A 15,775-nucleotide genomic window follows, 5' to 3' on the forward strand; every position below is an offset into this window, starting at 1 on the left:
AGCGCATATTTGTCGGCCTGATAAACGCCACGTTTATCAGACCGCTACGGCTTACTTCTTCTGCAACGCCAGTGGGTTCAGGTTGATACCCTGATAGTAGTTAACCCACGATGAGTATCTTTCCGGTGAATTCCAGACGCGATAGTGTAAACGCGCCATCGTCACCGGATCGCTCAACAACACCAGACGGCGGTCGCGATTCAGTTTTTCCGGCGTTTCATTCAGCGCCTGCTCCACATGGCGGTCGCGCGCAATCTCCAGCACCTTACTGGCGCGGTGACGGGCCGTAGCCATCGCCGTAGCCAGCGCGTTAAACGACGGATTAAACACCGCGTGCATAAAACCATCATCCAGCGTGCGATTGCGGTTCATCGCCAGGTATTTGTCAGTATCCACCAGCACCTGCGGCGGGGAATACTCTTCCGGGATGAGGAACAGCTTCCAGCGTTTGGTGCGCAAGCCTACCGTTGAACGGCTGGAAACCACGGACACAAACGGCGACAGGATCAGCGAGAAGACAATCGGCGCCAGCCAGAACAGGAAACGTAAATCCAGCCAGGCCATGCCAACCGCCCATACCAGGCCGAGCAGCAGCTGGGAACCGTGACGCATGAAGGCTTCACCCCACGGAGTAGAGTCATCGTCACGCTGCGGTGAATTCCAGACCACTTCCCAGCCGAGGAATGCGCTCACCACAAACACCGTGTGGAACAACATGCGTACCGGCGCCAGCAGCACAGAGAACAGCACTTCCAGCAGCAGCGACAGCGTTACGCGCACAAATCCGCCATACTCTTTTGTGCCCTTACACCAGATGAGCATAATACTCAGCAGCTTCGGCAGGAACAGCAGCACCATCGTGGATGCAAACAGCGCAATCGCCAGTTCGGGGCGCCACTGCGGCCAGACCGGGAACAGCTGGCGCGGTTGCAGGAAGTATTGCGGTTCAGTCAACGCATGAACCACCTGCAAGGCGGTGGAAAGCGCCAGGAACATGAACCACAGCGGCGCCGACAGGTAAGACATAACCCCCGTCAGGAACACCGCACGGTGAACCGGGTGCATTCCTTTCACCAGGAACAGGCGGAAGTTCATCAGGTTGCCATGACACCAGCGGCGGTCACGCTTAAGTTCATCCAGCAGGTTCGGCGGCAGTTCTTCATACGAACCCGGCAGGTCGTAGGCAATCCAGACGCCCCACCCTGCACGACGCATTAACGCCGCTTCCACGAAGTCATGCGAGAGGATGGAACCCGCGAACGATCCTTCGCCCGGCAGCGGCGCAAGCGCACAGTGTTCGATGAATGGCTTCACGCGAATAATCGCGTTGTGGCCCCAGTAATGCGATTCGCCTAACTGCCAGAAGTGCAGCCCGGCGGTAAACAGCGGGCCGTACACGCGGGTAGCAAACTGCTGGCAACGCGCATACAGCGTATCCATACCGGACGCTTTCGGCGACGACTGGATGATCCCGGCATTCGGGTTCGCTTCCATCAGACGCACCAGGCCGCTCAGACACTCGCCGGTCATCACCGAGTCAGCGTCCAGCACCACCATGTAGCTGTACTGGTTGCCCCAGCGACGGCAGAAGTCATCGATATTGCCGCTTTTGCGCTTCACACGACGGCGGCGACGGCGATAGAAAATCTGTCCTTCGCCCTGCACTTCAGCAATCAGCTCCATCCACGCTTTTTGTTCCGCCACGCAGATATCGGGGTTGTAGCTATCGCTCAGGATATAGACGTCGAAATGTGCTGCGTTGCCAGTGGCTTTAACCGATTCCCACGTAGCGCGTAGCCCCGCGAACACGCGGTCAACGTCCTCGTTGCAGATAGGCATAATCAACGCGGTACGGTGCTCTGGATTCAGCGGCTCATTTCCCACCGTTGACGCCGAAATACTGTATTTATCGCGGCCAATCAGCAGTTGCAGGAAGCCCATAAGCGCGGTCCAGAACCCCGCAGACACCCAGCAGAACAGCACGGCGAACAGGATCAGGATGCCGGTTTGCAGCACATACGGCAGCAGTTGCATAAAGGAGACCCACAGATCCTGCCCGATCATGTCGGCAGGATTAATGAGCGCCCAGCCCTGATAAGGAAGAATGGTCTTCATATACCAGGTCGCAACCACCGTCTGCGCCAGCGTCAGCAGCAACAGGATGTAGCGGCGGATTGTCCCGACGGTACGCCATTTTTGCTCGTTCTCCTGCTCTTCTTTCGTCAGGCGGGAGAGATAACGCGGCGTCACGTCCCGGCCGCGCAAGCGATCCCAGAAACGACCCAGCGGGTTGGTGCGCCAGGGATCGGGGAACATAGAAGAACGCGTCGCTTTCGGCATTGCCTGCAACTGATCGCGTCCCTCATCATCCTTAATCAGTTGCCCTTCGGCCAGCGAATCCGGCCAGGCCTGCTCAAGGCGCGCTTTAACAGATCCCTGCGGTGAATCGTCTTCTCGCGAGTAAGCTCGATGCTCAACATCCAGCGCCTCATGGACGGCGCGGATGTCCGTTTTCGGCAGCGCCGCTTTCTCACTGTCTGAAAGCGGCATTGCGTCAATATACTCAGTTGTCTTATTCATTGGCAGGTAACTGGTAGCTCCAGGTTTCACTCAACGGCTGATCGGCATTCACCAACGCAGCACGCATTTCAGTGGTTTTCTTCGCGTCTTTCACTTTTACGCGCAGCGTCAAACGCCAGCCTTTCGTCACCGGGTTATAACGCACTGAGTTCTCAACGATTTCACCGTTATCGCCAATACTGGTTTGCGCCGTGACAGGGGTATCCTGCGGCAGCTTTTTCATATCTGTGCCGACAAAATCCACGACGAAGGCGATGGTGCCGTCAGGCTGGCGAATCAGGTTAGACTGTTTGACATCGCCCGTAGAGCGACGCGTCTGCTGAACCCAGGCATTCTCCGGCGCATGAAGTTTCTCTTCATCGCGGGTAAACGTCATGGTGTACTTGAAGTTCATCTCTTTGCCTGCTTCAGGCAGTTGATCCGGCGTCCAGTAGGCCACGATGTTATCGTTAGTTTCATCGTTGGTCGGAATTTCCACCAGTTCGATTTTCCCTTTGCCCCACTCGCCTTTCGGCGTGATCCAGGCGCTTGGGCGCAGGTCGTAACGATCGTCTAAATCTTCAAAGCGCGAGAACTGGCGGCCGCGTTGCAGCAAGCCGAACCCTTGCGGGTTTTCCATCGCATAGCTGCTCACCGCAAGATGTTTCGGGTTATTCAGCGGGCGCCAGATCCATTCACCGTTGCCCGCATGGATAGACAACCCGTTAGAGTCGTGCAATTCCGGGCGATAGTTGGTTGCCGGAGACGGCTGGTTCGGCCCAAACAGGAACATGCTGGTTAACGGCGCAACGCCCAGTTTACCGACTTTATCACGCAGGTAGACTTTCGACTGAACGTCCACCACGGTGTCACGCCCAGGGATGATGACGAAGCGGTATGCCCCGGTCGCACGCGGGGAATCGAGCAACGCATAGATGGTCAAACGTTTGTCAGTCGGTTTTGGACGCTCAATCCAGAACTCGCGAAAGCGGGGAAATTCCTCACCGGAAGGCAGCGCGGTATCAATCGCCAGACCACGCGCGGAAAGACCATAGACCTGGCCTGCGCCAATGACGCGGAAATAGCTGGCACCGAGCATGCTGACGATTTCATCGTTTTTGTCTTTGCTGTTGATCGGGTACAGCACTTTGAACCCGGCGAAGCCGAGGTCTTTGACGGTGTCTTTATCATGCTGAACATCGCCAAAATTGAAATAGTCCGGGTTGTATTTGATTCTTTTTACCGTCGTCGCGGTAACTTCGTTGATCCTGACCGGTGTGTCGAAGTACATACCCTGGTGGTAGAACTCGAGTTTGAATGGGGTCTTGATATTGCTCCAGTACGCTTTATCACGGTTAAACTGGATCTGCTGATAGTCCGCATATTTCATGTCGCGGAAAACGGAGGGCAAGTTACTTTTCGGCGCCTCATAGCCTTTACCGGCTAAGGATTGAGCTTGTTTTGCAACATCATCGATGGTGAACGCCCAACTCGACGATGTGTACAGCGTTAACATTACCGCCGCGCCCAACCAACGCATTTTCATCATTTGTCGTTTATGTTTCATAATAAGTAAGCACTTCCCCCTTTGTGTGCTTATATCGATCCGATCCATTTTAATGGATAATCAGGCAATCCGACAACTGAATCCCGGCTTTGTTCAGCGCGCTGGCTCATGGATTAAGCAGGTTTTGCTCCTGTTTTCACTTTGCGTGCTTATCCTGGAGACAGGTTGTTGGACTTCGTGTAGGGTTGCCCCCGAATGTAAACATTATTCGTCCCAGGGATAAGACGAAAAGTCTGAGAATATGTATCTATCTATGAATCCAGTACCTCCACAGCGTGAATATTTTCTTGACTCCATCCGCGCCTGGCTGATGTTGTTGGGGATCCCCTTTCATATCTCGTTGATCTATTCAAGCCATACCTGGCATATCAACAGCGCAGAGCCCTCATGGTGGCTGACCCTGTTTAACGATTTTGTCCACGCATTTCGCATGCAGGTCTTTTTTGTTATTTCCGGTTATTTTTCGTACATGTTATTCCTGCGTTATCCATTAAAACGCTGGTGGAAAGTGCGTGTTGAACGCGTAGGTATTCCTATGCTGACGGCCATTCCTTTACTCACCTTGCCGCAATTTATCATGCTGCAATTTGTCAAAGGAAAAACCGAGAACTGGCACACGCTTTCTTTGTATGAGAAATACAATACGCTGGCCTGGGAATTAATTTCTCATCTGTGGTTTTTATTAGTGCTTGTTGTATTAACAACCCTGAGCATGTGGGCATTCAGCCAAATCAAAAAAAGCGCGGAACGCACAACGAAGCCGTTATTCGCCGCCGTTTCGATGACCAAATTGACGCTTATCTTCTTTATCCTTGGCGTCGGTTACGCCGCGCTGAGACGCGCCATTTTTATCATTTATCCCTCTATTCTTAGCGATGGCATGTTCAATTTCGTCGTCATGCAAACGCTGTTTTATCTCCCTTTCTTTATCCTGGGCGCGCTGGCATTCATCAACCCGGCGCTGAAATCGCTGTTTACCGTACCGTCACGCGGATGCACGCTGGCTGCGGCGCTCGCCTTCGTTGCCTACCTGCTGAACCAGCGTTATGGCAGCGGCGATGCCTGGATGTATGAAACAGAATACGTCATTACCATGCTGATGGGATTGTGGATGGTTAACGTGGTCTTTTCGCTGGGCCACCGTTTACTTAATTTCCAGTCCGCTCGCGTCACCTATTTTGTGAATGCATCGCTTTTCATCTATCTGGTGCATCATCCACTAACGCTGTTTTTCGGCGCGTATATTACGCCGCATATTACGTCGAATCTGCTGGGCTTTTTATGCGGGCTGGTCTTTGTTATCGGTATTGCGCTGGTCCTGTATGAACTGCATTTACGGGTTCCCGTACTGAAATTTTTATTTTCGGGCAAACCCGCGGTTAAACGTGATAACAGCAAGGCTGTCGCCAGTTAAGCTGTCCGCTGAAGGGCGTTAAAGCAGCCATTCGACGGGCAAGACAGACGCCAGTCGCACCAGAACCCGCTTCCAGAATCCTGTGGCGGGTTCTTTTTTCAATACCACCTCGTCACGCAGGTGGCGATCAACCCAGTTAATCCTTCCCCAACGATCCAGCCGCAGTTGCCAGGCGTCATCACGCTGGCTCTGCATAAAACGGTTATGAATCAGCGTTGCCAGCGTTTCGCTTTCAATCACAAACCCCATTTCGGTATTGAGTAACGTCGATCGGGGATCGAAATTGAGCGAACCGATAAAAACCTTATTCCCGTCAATGCTGAAGGTCTTCGCATGCAGGCTGGAGCCTGAGTTACCGGTTAAACCACGATCGTGAAGTTCAGCCGCATGCCCGTTAGTGGGTTTAAGCTCATAGAGCTCAATGCCGTAGCGCAGAAGTTTTTTACGCCACCGCGCATAGCCCGCATGGACGACCGCCACATCGTTCGCCGCCAGTGAATTGGTAAGAATCGCGATCCTGACCCCTTTTCTCACCAGTTGCAGCAGTTGCGCGACGCCCGCCCGGGTGGGAACAAAATAGGCGGAAATAATGTCGATACGTTCCGTTGGCGACCCCATCACATCGAACAGGCGTTGCGGCAGAAGCGAATGACGCTGCGCTTTCCCCTCGCCTTTTAAAGGATCGTCGCTGAGCAGACGGGTTTTCGCCCATATCAGTGGTAAAGCGCCGCGATCAAGATGGGACATAAAGTGACTGGTTTTCAGCTTATGCAAATAGCGGCGCGTAATGTCATCGTTGTACCAGGAATCCGGTAAGTCAATGCGTCGGGTGATTTCCTGCTCAGACAGCGACAACACTTTTTGCAGCGTTGACACCGATTTGCAGTGCCAGTAACGTTCAAAATCATCCGCCACGTCTTTTACGACAGGGCCAATCGCCATCACGTCGAGATCGGAAAACAGCGGCTCTTCACCTGCGCCAAAATAGGCATCGCCAATATTCCGCCCGCCGACAATGGTGACTGCGCCATCTGCCGTATAGCTTTTATTATGCATACGCCGATTAAGCCGGGCAAAGTCGGTTAAATACCCCAGCGCGCGCAGCATACGAAAAGAGAAAGGATTAAACAGGCGCACTTCGATATTGGGGTGGCTATCCAGCAGTTGCAGCGTATCATCAAGCCCCGGCGTGTTGTTATCATCCAGCAGCAGGCGAACATGAACGCCGCGCTTTGCCGCCGCCAATAATATCGAAAACAGCAGGCGCCCGGACATGTCGTCCTCCCAGATGTAATACTGCACATCCAGGGTGCGCTCAGCCATTTCTGTTAATCGATAGCGTGCGGCAAAGGCATCCAGGCTGTCATCCAGGGCGAGAATGCCGCATTCGCCGGGATGACGTTCACACAGCGGGGTAACAGCGCGCTCAAGTCGGGTCAACTCACTCATCACCTTGTTGGGTCAGTAATCGCTCGTAAAGTCGGGCAGTTTCTTCATCATAACAGACAAAGTATACCTGCTCAGGTAGCGCGTGGCGGGCAAGAAAATCCGCAACCGTATTGACCGCGATCTCTGCTGCGGCGGGGCGTGGGTAGCCGTAAGCGCCGGTGCTGATCGCCGGAAACGCGACAGACCGGTAGCCATTGGCCAGCACCAGTTGCAAACTGTTGAAATAGGCATCTTCCAGGAGCTGGGATTCGTTGTGATCGCCGCCACGCCAGACGGGCCCCACCGTATGAATCACTGCTTTCGCCGGCAGATTGCCAGCCAGAGTGATGACCGCGTGTCCTGCCGGGCACTCGCCCTGCTGCTGCCTGACTTTTTTGCAGGCTTCCAGTAGCGCCGGACCCGCTGCACGATGAATCGCACCGTCAACGCCACCGCCCCCCAGTAATGAAGCGTTGGCGGCATTAACAATCACATCTACCGTGAGCTGGGTTATGTCGCCATGTTGTACATGAATACGCGATTTCATAGATCCCCCTTACCTTAACCTATAGCCTAAGTGTACAGCAGGGCTTTCAATGAAATCGCGTTTTTTAATCGAACGATTTTATCTCTGACAGATGCGTTTATTGGTATTCAATACTCATAATTGCCAGACGTTGTTGCGGATCGAGATAGTTGACTCTCACGGATGCAATTTGTCGAAGGCTTTGCGGGGCGGTTGTAACCTGTTGCAGGGTAAAACGGTTAGTTTTCATCTGGCCATTATTCACGCATGTCATGTCAATATTTTGCTGCCGGGCACTGACCTCACAAGGAGGTTCGACAATCTGACCACGAAAATGAATAACGCCGCCGGTAGTGATTTGTTGAGCTGTAACAGAGGAAGAAAAGAGAATGCAGACGCCAAGGCCTGCTCCGAGGATATTTTTCGAACACAACGCAAACATACAATAGCTCCTCAATGATCAATCATACTTGAAGGATCGGAGTTTTCCTTCCACTGCGACGCTCGCGGTGAACGGAAACGACGTTGTTGCCTCTCTATAATTCATAGAACAGTAATCCATCCCCTGCCACAAACAATCACTAAATAAATCAAATGATTAAGATGACTTCTCAGGAGATGGCCATTGCTGCGACAAATGCAACGACTGCCCGTCGGAAACGGTAACGATAATTTTTACCGAGTCCTCCGGGGAAATATTTAAACTGAGTTTCGTTAAATCAATGGGTTGATTAGCGGGCAAAGAAAGGGTTGTTTTCTGCTGTGTACGGCTTTGCCCTCCTTTCCCATCACGAACGGCAAAAATTTGGACTTCGCACACGCAGGGTTTGCTGAGCGTAACCTGGGGGACAATGGTGTAAATTTCACCTTGTTGCGTGGTATTAAATGTAATCTGGCTGGAGAGCGCGGCAAGGAGTAATAGCGTATTCATCATATCCTCACGAAAAAAAACAGGGCTTTCGCCCTGTTTATTATGAGTACCCGACCTGAATCAGTACTGGTTAGCCGTGGCGTTGTTGCCGAAGCCGACCTGAGTAACCGATACATGGGAGTCGGACGCAGTCTGGTTAACCAGCGCGCCGTTGCGGCCACCAAACTGGCTCACAACGATACCAGAGTTTTTGGCATTCCACTGATCGATAGTCGCGCTGTTTCTGTACCCATTCTGGGTCAGGTCAATGCCGCTGTTGTCAGCGCCCTGGCCTACGTCTGCGCCGTTACCATGACCATATTGTTTGATGGACAGATCTGATTTACGAGCATCGCTTTGCAGAGCAAGAGCAGAGTTTGCGCTACCGTACTGGAAAATACTCAGGGTAGATTCAGGGCCGGAATTATTACCGCCATTATTATGACCGCCGCCACCGCCCCACTGCGGAACAACACCTGCCAGAGCACTGCCAGAAACTACGATTGCTGCGAATGCTGCCACTTTTAAAAGTTTCATGGTAAACCCCCATCGGATTGATTTAAAAGTCGTCATGGTATTAACGTTGCGTAACGCGAATAGCCATGCGCGACTGTCTCTGCACTACAACTGCTGTTTTTTGCGTACCGTACTGCGTAATATCTGCTTTATTACCAGAACCTTTCTGAATAATCATTGCAGTATTACCATAAGAGCCTTGCGATATACTTGCATCATTGGCGTAACCCGCCTGATCAATATATGCAAGGTTATAAGCTCCTGACTGGTCAATCTTCGCTCGGTTATTTCCGCCTTCTTGTGAAATAACGGATAAAAGTTTTGAGCCGTCCTGGCGTGTTTTTGCACTATTATAAGTGCCCTTTTGACCAATAATGGCTGCCTGATTAAATGAAGACTTGCTTAATTCATTTACCGCAAAATTATATTCCGCATTTGCCAGATCATAACTTGTCGCGGCTGCAATCCCAGGCGCACCCAGTATTGTTAACATCATAAATAACAATTTGTTTTTCATGTTGTCACCCTGGACCTGGTCGTAAATTACGTTAATTTAAAAGCATTTCAATTTGACTGTTAACGCGATTCGTTTTTTGTTAACGCCGCGTTACGATGAAGAGTATGTCCGTGGAAACATTTTAAATAACTCACCCGCGAGTGGTATTTTGATATTCAGCGTCACACCAAAGTGCTAATTCACTGTTGACTCCACTGTTATTTACGAAAAATTTATTTTCTTATCTGTAGCGGGCTAAACATTTCTGCCAGTGAGAGGGAAAAACCGTTTTCTGCATATCATTATGCGTTTCTCCGGGCATCACACTGCATCGCCGTCACAACTCGTGACAAACATCATTTTTTTCTCACTAAAAATGTCCAGGCGGCCCTGAGTCGAACGTTTTAAAATTAACTTGTCAGACAAACTCAAAAATAATTTTAAATTATGATTTAAAATCAATAAGTTATTATAATTTGTATGATTTTTTAAATCTATGCAATAACAGCAACATGTACAACTTTTCTATCAAATCTAATCTCTAAAAAATCCACACATTAACATATGAATATATAATTTTACATTTTGTTACAAGTTTAACACTTGCTTTAAGGTTTGTAATGACTAGATTGAAATCAGTTGTAGTCCATCTGTTTTAATATTTTTACCCTTTTTGGGTCGATGTTTTATTTCTACACACAGCAGTGCAACATCTGTCAGTACTTCTGGTGCCTCGTATTTTAGCTGAGGCAGCTGTCAGATGTGCGACTAAAAAAAGTGGGGTTTCATCATGTTTAATGAAGTCCATAGTATTCATGGTCATACATTATTGTTGATCACAAAACCATCTTTACAGGCCACTGCATTATTGCAGCATTTAAAGCAATCACTGGCTGTTACCGGAAAACTACATAATATTCAACGTTCTCTGGATGATATATCCGCCAGTTGCATTGTTTTACTGGATATGATGGAAGCGGATAAAAAAATTATCCATTACTGGCAAGACAATTTGAGTCGGAAAAACAACAATATCAAGACGTTATTGTTGAACACTCCCGACGACTATCCCTTCCGTGATATTGAAAACTGGCCACATATCAATGGCGTGTTTTACGCAACGGAGGATGAAGAACGTGTCGTTAACGGCTTGCAGGGGATCCTGCGAGGCGAATGCTATTTTTCGCAAAAGCTGGCCAGTTACCTGATCACCCATTCAGGGAACTACCGTTACAACAGCACGGAATCAGCGCTTCTCACTCATCGTGAAAAAGAGATCCTCAATAAACTGCGAATCGGCGCCTCAAACATTGAAATCGCCCGCTCGCTTTTTATCAGCGAGAATACGGTAAAAACACATCTTTATAATCTTTTCAAAAAGATAGCTGTTAAAAACCGTACTCAGGCGGTCTCGTGGGCAAACGATAACCTCAGGCGATAAAGCCATGAAACGCTATCTGACCTGGATTGTGGCAGCAGAATTACTGCTTGCCGCAGGGAATCTTCACGCTGCGGAAGTTGAAGTGGAAGTTCCCGGACTCTTAACTGACCATACCGTCTCATCAGTCGGCCACAATTTTTATCGCGCCTTCAGCGACAAATGGGAAAGTGAGTACACAGGCAATTTGACCATCAATGAAAGACCCAGTGCGCGTTGGGGAAGTTGGATTACGATAACGGTAAATCAGGACGTTATATTCCAGACTTTTTTATTCCCAACGAAAAGAGACTTCGAGCGAACCGTTGACTTCGCGCTGGCGCAAACTGAAGAAGCATTAAATCGTCGGCAAATAGATCAAACGCTATTAAGCACGAGTGATTTAGCGCGCGATGAATTCTAAAATATGATTTAGTCTGGAGGCTGCCATGCGTGTCAAACATGCAGTAGTTATGCTCATGCTTATTTCACCATTAAGTTGGGCCGGAAATATGACATTCCAGTTCCGAAATCCTAATTTTGGTGGAAACCCAAATAACGGCGCATTTTTATTAAATAGCGCTCAGGCACAAAACTCTTATAAGGACCCAAGTTATTACGACGACTTCGGGATTGAAACCCCGTCTGCACTGGATAACTTTACGCAAGCTATTCAATCGCAAATCCTTGGCGGATTGCTGACGAATATTAACACCGGCAAACCAGGCAGAATGGTGACCAATGATTTTATCATTGATATCGCCAACCGGGATGGGCAACTGCGACTTAATGTCACGGACAGGAAAACCGGGAAAACCTCGACGATTGAAGTGTCAGGTTTGCAAACACAGTCAACCGATTTCTAAGCCCCAGCTACCAAAGGACAATAATCATGCAGCGCTTACTTATTTTGGTTGCAGTATGTTTACTGAGCGGATGCTTAACCGCCCCGCCTAAAGAAGCCGCGAAACCGACATTAATGCCTCGTGCGCAAAGCTATAAAGATTTGACGCACCTGCCGATGCCAACGGGTAAGATTTTTGTCTCGGTTTATAATATTCAGGATGAAACGGGCCAGTTTAAACCTTATCCGGCGAGTAACTTCTCGACTGCCGTTCCGCAGAGCGCCACCGCGATGCTGGTAACCGCGCTGAAAGACTCCCGCTGGTTTATCCCGCTGGAGCGTCAGGGACTGCAAAACCTGCTGAACGAACGCAAAATTATTCGTGCAGCGCAGGAAAACGGCACGGTGGCTATCAATAACCGAATCCCGCTTCAGTCCCTCACCGCCGCGAATATCATGGTGGAAGGGTCGATTATCGGTTACGAAAGCAACGTGAAGTCAGGCGGGGTCGGTGCGCGGTACTTCGGTATCGGTGCGGATACGCAGTATCAGCTTGACCAGATTGCGGTAAACCTGCGCGTGGTTAACGTCAGCACCGGCGAGATCCTCTCTTCGGTCAATACCAGCAAGACCATCCTTTCCTATGAAGTGCAGGCCGGGGTGTTCCGCTTTATTGATTACCAGCGACTGCTGGAAGGTGAAATCGGCTACACCTCTAATGAACCGGTGATGCTGTGTCTGATGTCAGCGATTGAAACGGGCGTTATCTTCCTGATTAACGACGGGATCGATCGCGGCCTGTGGGATTTGCAGAACAAAGCGGAGCGTCAGAACGACATTCTGGTGAAATACCGCCACATGTCCGTACCGCCGGAATCCTGATATTTCGCCAACCGTAGAATGCCCGATGGCGCAGGCTTATCGGGCCTACAGCAGGCAGGATAAGTTTGCGCCATCAGGATTGACATCATATGAGCGTGGGGGAAACCTCACGCTTTTTTATTTGCTGACCGCCGTCGGCGAAGACTCTCTTACCCGACGAGACGCCAGCCACAGCCCGCTATTTTTCATCGCATAGCCAAACACGAGTCCCAGCGCCAGCGAAGGCAAAACCAGTCGCCAGTCCCCCTGCCCTGCAAACGTCGCGCATGCGCCGATAAAGGTGCCAGGCACAAAAGAAAGCAACAGCTGCTTCGCCTGAACGCACATCAAAAACGCGACGATTCCCGTCATGACGTAACTGACGATCTCCAGATGCGGAGCCAGCGCGCTGCCGTGAATAATCACCAGCGCCCACACCACGCCGCTCAGGAGCGTACATGCAGAAATCAATAACCCTTTCAGGCCGCCCTGCGGACAGGCGAAATAGGCCGTACAGCCCAGAAAACCCGCCCAACTGAGCAGGCCAAGGGAAACGGCCACCCATCCCCAGATACCGGAGAGAATGCCCGTTGTGATTGCAATGGAGATAAGTATGTTCATGCCACGCATCATAGCAGAAAAGCGGCATACGAATGAGATCACGCACACATTTTATGCAAGGCAATTAATCACGTTGCACAACAGGGTGACTATGATCACATTTACTCTTCAGCGCCTTCCTGTAACTCATCCCACATTGCGCCGATCGCATCGCGCGTCAACGGCGCCATCGTACGCCAGAATGGCGTCGCGGCATGGGCTTCCACTTTGCCAAGGAAAGTACCGCACCAGGGAAGCAGGTATTCAATAAACAGCGTTTCCAGCGCTTCGCTCTCATCTTCAGCAGACTGATCCTCCAGCCAGGAGGCGGCCAGCAGCAGCGTACCGATATGGTCGGCAGGGGTATCCGCCAACGGCATACCGCGAGCGGAAAGAAACGCGCGAACATCGGATTCCTTCGCCCCTTCCACCCAGGCGCTGCGATAAGGCGACACGGCGCACTCGTCGCCGACAAACAGCGCATTGTAGTCCGCCGCCAGTTGGGTCATGTCGCAACTTTTTTGCAACCGCGCCAGAAGCTCATCCTGCTCCAGCGGCCAGCTTGCCGACAATTTACCCTCGCGGATCAGCGTAAACAGAGGAACCAGCAGAGGGTCCTGCGGTTGGCGGTAATACAGCGATCCCAGCACACGACACAGGATAGAAAACTCATTCATTGATATATTCCAGTTATCAGCAATTAAAGTTCAGCAAACTCCGGGATCGGCGCCATACCGCGCGATTCCAGAAATCTCAGTAAGCGTCCTGGCGAAACGTTTAAAACGCGTTCTTCCGGGAAATCCACTTCATCCAGGATCTTCCGGCATTCGGCAAATTCACCGAGTGTAAACGCAGTATGGGAATCCGACCCTAACGCTACCCATCCGCCAGCGTCACGCACGGCTGCGGCCACCGCGCGGCAATTATCTTCACTGCCTTTGCGCGAATGCAGGAATGACGAGTTATTGATTTCCAGCGCCACCTGGTATTTAGCCGCCGCCTGCGCAATCGCGGTGATATCGACAGGATACTTTGGGTTGCCCGGATGGCTGATAATATGCACATTTCCGCTGGCCATTGCGGCAATCATCGCCTGGGTATTGGTCTCTTTATCGTGCGGCGCGAAAACCGGTTCATGGAAACCGGCGATAATCACATCCAGCGAGTTCAGCATCGGGCCCGTGCAGTCAATCTCGCCATCAATATTCTTGATGTTGGCTTCAATACCGCGAAGAATGCCCACCCCGTCAACCAGACGCGGCCAGATACGCATGTTGATAAAGTGCCAGTGATGCGGGGCATCGGCCATATCCGGGCCGTGATCGGTAATGGCAAAGAGCTTAATACCTTTGCGTTTCGCTTCGGCAATATAATCGTGCAAGGTACTGTATGCGTGGGTGCTGGCGACGGTATGCATATGCAAGTCAACGGGATACATAACTCACTCCTGTAGTCGTTTTCCGACAAGGATAGCAGGTATCGTCGCCATTTATTAGTCGAAACCCGGCGCTAACCGGGTTGTCATCAGTAGCCGCGAACGCGATCGACCTGACCCGTCACGGATTCGCCGCGCTCCAGATGCGCAATGGTGCGCGAAATATAGTCCACGGCTTCCGCCGGGCGGGTGACGGCGGCAATGTGCGGCGTCATCGCCACGCGAGGGTGTTGCCAGAGCGGACTCTCTTTTGGCAACGGCTCGCGGCTGAAAACATCCAGCATCGCCCCTTTGAGTTTTTCGCTATTCAACGCGGCAAGCAGATCGTCCTCATTAACATGCACGCCGCGCGCCAGGTTAAGCAGGTAAGCGCCATCCCGTAACTGATTGAGCAAGCCGGAATTAATAATGCCCACCGTCTCCGCCGTATTTGGCAGCAGGTTGATCAGCACCCTTGTTTGATTCAGGAATGCGCCTAACTCCTCAGCTCCCGCAAAACTCTCTACGCCAGGCCAGGATTTACGGCTACGGCTCCAGCAGCGAAGCGGGAATCCCCATGCCTGGAGCGCTTCAGCGACTTTGGCGCCCAGCACCCCTGCCCCCATAATACCGACGGTGAACTCATCGCGATCATATTCCGGCAGCGGCTGCCATGTTGACTGGTTTTTCAGCGCCTGATAATCATCGAAACGGCGGAACCAATGCAGCACCTGGCTCACGGCATACTCCTGCATTTGCAGGCCCATGCCGGTATCTTCCAGGCGGAACAGCGGGATAGAGGCATCCAGCATTTCCGGGTGCGCTTTGAGCTTACTCAGAATGGAATCCACACCTGCGCCAAGCGCAAATACGGCTTTTAGCTTCCGTCCTTCGAGCATCTCCACCGGCGGATGCCACACGAGCGCATAATCCGCAGGTTCGTTATCACCGGGTTTCCATTCACGAATATTCGCGCCGGGAATCGCCTTTGCCAAAGCGTTAAGCCACCAGGCCGTATCGAAGGTCGGGTGATAGAACATTATCTCCATGTTGACTCCTGAGTGTTGTTGTGCGGAATTTACTCGCACTTATTATCATCATTTTCATAGGGATCATCAGCATAACAAATTTAGAGATGCTGGCAAAAAAAGCAGTTTCCGCTTATTTAAACTGCATGTTGATTGAAGTTTGTGTAATTGCACGATTTTTTAGAAAAGGTGATT

The 15,775-nt window shown here is 51.1% G+C and carries 17 protein-coding genes; 5 read left to right on the top strand and 12 right to left on the bottom strand.

Translation table 11 applies throughout. From position 1 onward, the window contains the following. Positions 1 to 51 precede the first annotated feature (51 nt). Positions 52 to 2,580, bottom strand: a complete 2,529-nt coding sequence (gene mdoH, locus FD428_RS12880; RefSeq protein WP_060815905.1) for a glucans biosynthesis glucosyltransferase MdoH — start codon at positions 2,578 to 2,580, stop codon at positions 52 to 54. After that, a complete protein-coding gene (gene mdoG / locus FD428_RS12885) occupies positions 2,573 to 4,108 on the bottom strand; it encodes a glucans biosynthesis protein MdoG (RefSeq protein ID WP_077956924.1) in 1,536 nt (511 codons plus the stop codon). Before mdoG ends, mdoH begins: the two co-directional genes overlap by 8 nt. A gap of 271 nt (positions 4,109 to 4,379) precedes the next feature. Between mdoG and mdoC the strand changes: the two genes are divergently transcribed. Further along, positions 4,380 to 5,540, top strand: a complete 1,161-nt coding sequence (gene mdoC, locus FD428_RS12890; protein ID WP_114848578.1) for a glucans biosynthesis protein MdoC — start codon at positions 4,380 to 4,382, stop codon at positions 5,538 to 5,540. Between the two features lie 18 nt (positions 5,541 to 5,558). Here mdoC and FD428_RS12895 read toward each other — a convergent pair whose 3' ends face one another. The 6 genes from FD428_RS12895 to csgB all read right to left on the bottom strand — a co-directional run bounded on the left by FD428_RS12895 (position 5,559) and on the right by csgB (position 9,437). Continuing rightward, complete coding sequence (locus tag FD428_RS12895; protein ID WP_080975442.1) at positions 5,559 to 6,989, bottom strand: phospholipase D family protein; 1,431 nt, start codon at positions 6,987 to 6,989, stop codon at positions 5,559 to 5,561. Beyond that, positions 6,982 to 7,515 carry an O-acetyl-ADP-ribose deacetylase gene (ymdB, locus tag FD428_RS12900; protein ID WP_047457580.1) on the bottom strand — a complete coding sequence of 178 codons (534 nt, stop codon included), beginning with the start codon at positions 7,513 to 7,515 and terminating at the stop codon, positions 6,982 to 6,984. The genes FD428_RS12895 and ymdB overlap by 8 nt, the downstream gene beginning before the upstream one ends. Positions 7,516 to 7,612: 97 nt before the next feature. Continuing rightward, positions 7,613 to 7,936 (bottom strand): type 1 fimbrial protein, encoded by a 324-nt coding sequence (locus FD428_RS12905; protein WP_047457582.1) that lies wholly within the window; start codon positions 7,934 to 7,936, stop codon positions 7,613 to 7,615. 156 nt (positions 7,937 to 8,092) lie between these two features. After that, complete coding sequence (gene csgC, locus FD428_RS12910) at positions 8,093 to 8,425, bottom strand: curli assembly chaperone CsgC (RefSeq protein ID WP_024130449.1); 333 nt, start codon at positions 8,423 to 8,425, stop codon at positions 8,093 to 8,095. A 60-nt stretch (positions 8,426 to 8,485) separates the two neighbouring features. Next, positions 8,486 to 8,941, bottom strand: a complete 456-nt coding sequence (gene csgA, locus FD428_RS12915) for a curli major subunit CsgA (protein WP_114848579.1) — start codon at positions 8,939 to 8,941, stop codon at positions 8,486 to 8,488. A gap of 40 nt (positions 8,942 to 8,981) precedes the next feature. Continuing rightward, positions 8,982 to 9,437 (bottom strand): curli minor subunit CsgB, encoded by a 456-nt coding sequence (csgB, locus tag FD428_RS12920; protein WP_047457584.1) that lies wholly within the window; start codon positions 9,435 to 9,437, stop codon positions 8,982 to 8,984. A 769-nt stretch (positions 9,438 to 10,206) separates the two neighbouring features. Between csgB and csgD the strand changes: the two genes are divergently transcribed. Genes csgD through csgG form a run of 4 tightly spaced genes read left to right on the top strand, consistent with a single transcriptional unit; the run spans position 10,207 to position 12,559 of the window. Beyond that, entirely contained in the window at positions 10,207 to 10,857 is a 651-nt protein-coding gene (csgD, locus tag FD428_RS12925; protein WP_012132891.1) for a biofilm master transcriptional regulator CsgD, read from the top strand. Between the two features lie 4 nt (positions 10,858 to 10,861). Next, the gene (gene csgE, locus FD428_RS12930) at positions 10,862 to 11,257 is read left to right on the top strand and encodes a curli production assembly/transport protein CsgE (RefSeq protein ID WP_012132892.1); all 396 of its coding nucleotides are present in this window, start codon (positions 10,862 to 10,864) and stop codon (positions 11,255 to 11,257) included. A gap of 25 nt (positions 11,258 to 11,282) precedes the next feature. After that, complete coding sequence (gene csgF / locus FD428_RS12935; protein WP_012132893.1) at positions 11,283 to 11,699, top strand: curli production assembly/transport protein CsgF; 417 nt, start codon at positions 11,283 to 11,285, stop codon at positions 11,697 to 11,699. Positions 11,700 to 11,725: 26 nt separating this feature from the next. Next, a complete protein-coding gene (csgG, locus tag FD428_RS12940) occupies positions 11,726 to 12,559 on the top strand; it encodes a curli production assembly/transport protein CsgG (RefSeq protein WP_024130452.1) in 834 nt (277 codons plus the stop codon). A gap of 117 nt (positions 12,560 to 12,676) precedes the next feature. Here csgG and FD428_RS12945 read toward each other — a convergent pair whose 3' ends face one another. The 4 genes from FD428_RS12945 to ghrA all read right to left on the bottom strand — a co-directional run bounded on the left by FD428_RS12945 (position 12,677) and on the right by ghrA (position 15,601). After that, positions 12,677 to 13,159 carry a DUF1097 domain-containing protein gene (locus FD428_RS12945; RefSeq protein ID WP_114848580.1) on the bottom strand — a complete coding sequence of 161 codons (483 nt, stop codon included), beginning with the start codon at positions 13,157 to 13,159 and terminating at the stop codon, positions 12,677 to 12,679. A gap of 101 nt (positions 13,160 to 13,260) precedes the next feature. After that, positions 13,261 to 13,815, bottom strand: a complete 555-nt coding sequence (locus FD428_RS12950; protein ID WP_012132896.1) for a molecular chaperone — start codon at positions 13,813 to 13,815, stop codon at positions 13,261 to 13,263. Positions 13,816 to 13,838: 23 nt separating this feature from the next. Further along, a complete protein-coding gene (locus FD428_RS12955; protein WP_012132897.1) occupies positions 13,839 to 14,576 on the bottom strand; it encodes a phosphatase in 738 nt (245 codons plus the stop codon). Between the two features lie 86 nt (positions 14,577 to 14,662). Continuing rightward, a complete protein-coding gene (gene ghrA / locus FD428_RS12960; protein WP_114848581.1) occupies positions 14,663 to 15,601 on the bottom strand; it encodes a glyoxylate/hydroxypyruvate reductase GhrA in 939 nt (312 codons plus the stop codon). Between the last annotated feature and the right edge of the window lie 174 nt (positions 15,602 to 15,775).

The organism is Citrobacter sp. TBCP-5362, assembly GCF_005406305.1.
Lineage (GTDB): Bacteria > Pseudomonadota > Gammaproteobacteria > Enterobacterales > Enterobacteriaceae > Citrobacter_B > Citrobacter_B koseri.

Bases quoted from the DNA above. Each gene is read 5' to 3' on its own strand.
- mdoH (WP_060815905.1), bottom strand. From the start codon at position 2,580: ATGAATAAGACAACTGAGTATATTGACGCAATGCCGCTTTCAGACAGT.
- csgA (WP_114848579.1), bottom strand. From the start codon at position 8,941: ATGAAACTTTTAAAAGTGGCAGCATTCGCAGCAATCGTAGTTTCTGGC.
- csgC (WP_024130449.1), bottom strand. From the start codon at position 8,425: ATGAATACGCTATTACTCCTTGCCGCGCTCTCCAGCCAGATTACATTT.
- csgG (WP_024130452.1), top strand. From the start codon at position 11,726: ATGCAGCGCTTACTTATTTTGGTTGCAGTATGTTTACTGAGCGGATGC.
- FD428_RS12945 (WP_114848580.1), bottom strand. From the start codon at position 13,159: ATGAACATACTTATCTCCATTGCAATCACAACGGGCATTCTCTCCGGT.
- ymdB (WP_047457580.1), bottom strand. From the start codon at position 7,515: ATGAAATCGCGTATTCATGTACAACATGGCGACATAACCCAGCTCACG.
- csgF (WP_012132893.1), top strand. From the start codon at position 11,283: ATGCGTGTCAAACATGCAGTAGTTATGCTCATGCTTATTTCACCATTA.
- FD428_RS12955 (WP_012132897.1), bottom strand. From the start codon at position 14,576: ATGTATCCCGTTGACTTGCATATGCATACCGTCGCCAGCACCCACGCA.
- ghrA (WP_114848581.1), bottom strand. From the start codon at position 15,601: ATGGAGATAATGTTCTATCACCCGACCTTCGATACGGCCTGGTGGCTT.
- mdoC (WP_114848578.1), top strand. From the start codon at position 4,380: ATGAATCCAGTACCTCCACAGCGTGAATATTTTCTTGACTCCATCCGC.
- csgE (WP_012132892.1), top strand. From the start codon at position 10,862: ATGAAACGCTATCTGACCTGGATTGTGGCAGCAGAATTACTGCTTGCC.
- FD428_RS12895 (WP_080975442.1), bottom strand. From the start codon at position 6,989: ATGAGTGAGTTGACCCGACTTGAGCGCGCTGTTACCCCGCTGTGTGAA.
- csgD (WP_012132891.1), top strand. From the start codon at position 10,207: ATGTTTAATGAAGTCCATAGTATTCATGGTCATACATTATTGTTGATC.
- FD428_RS12905 (WP_047457582.1), bottom strand. From the start codon at position 7,936: ATGTTTGCGTTGTGTTCGAAAAATATCCTCGGAGCAGGCCTTGGCGTC.
- mdoG (WP_077956924.1), bottom strand. From the start codon at position 4,108: ATGATGAAAATGCGTTGGTTGGGCGCGGCGGTAATGTTAACGCTGTAC.
- csgB (WP_047457584.1), bottom strand. From the start codon at position 9,437: ATGAAAAACAAATTGTTATTTATGATGTTAACAATACTGGGTGCGCCT.
- FD428_RS12950 (WP_012132896.1), bottom strand. From the start codon at position 13,815: ATGAATGAGTTTTCTATCCTGTGTCGTGTGCTGGGATCGCTGTATTAC.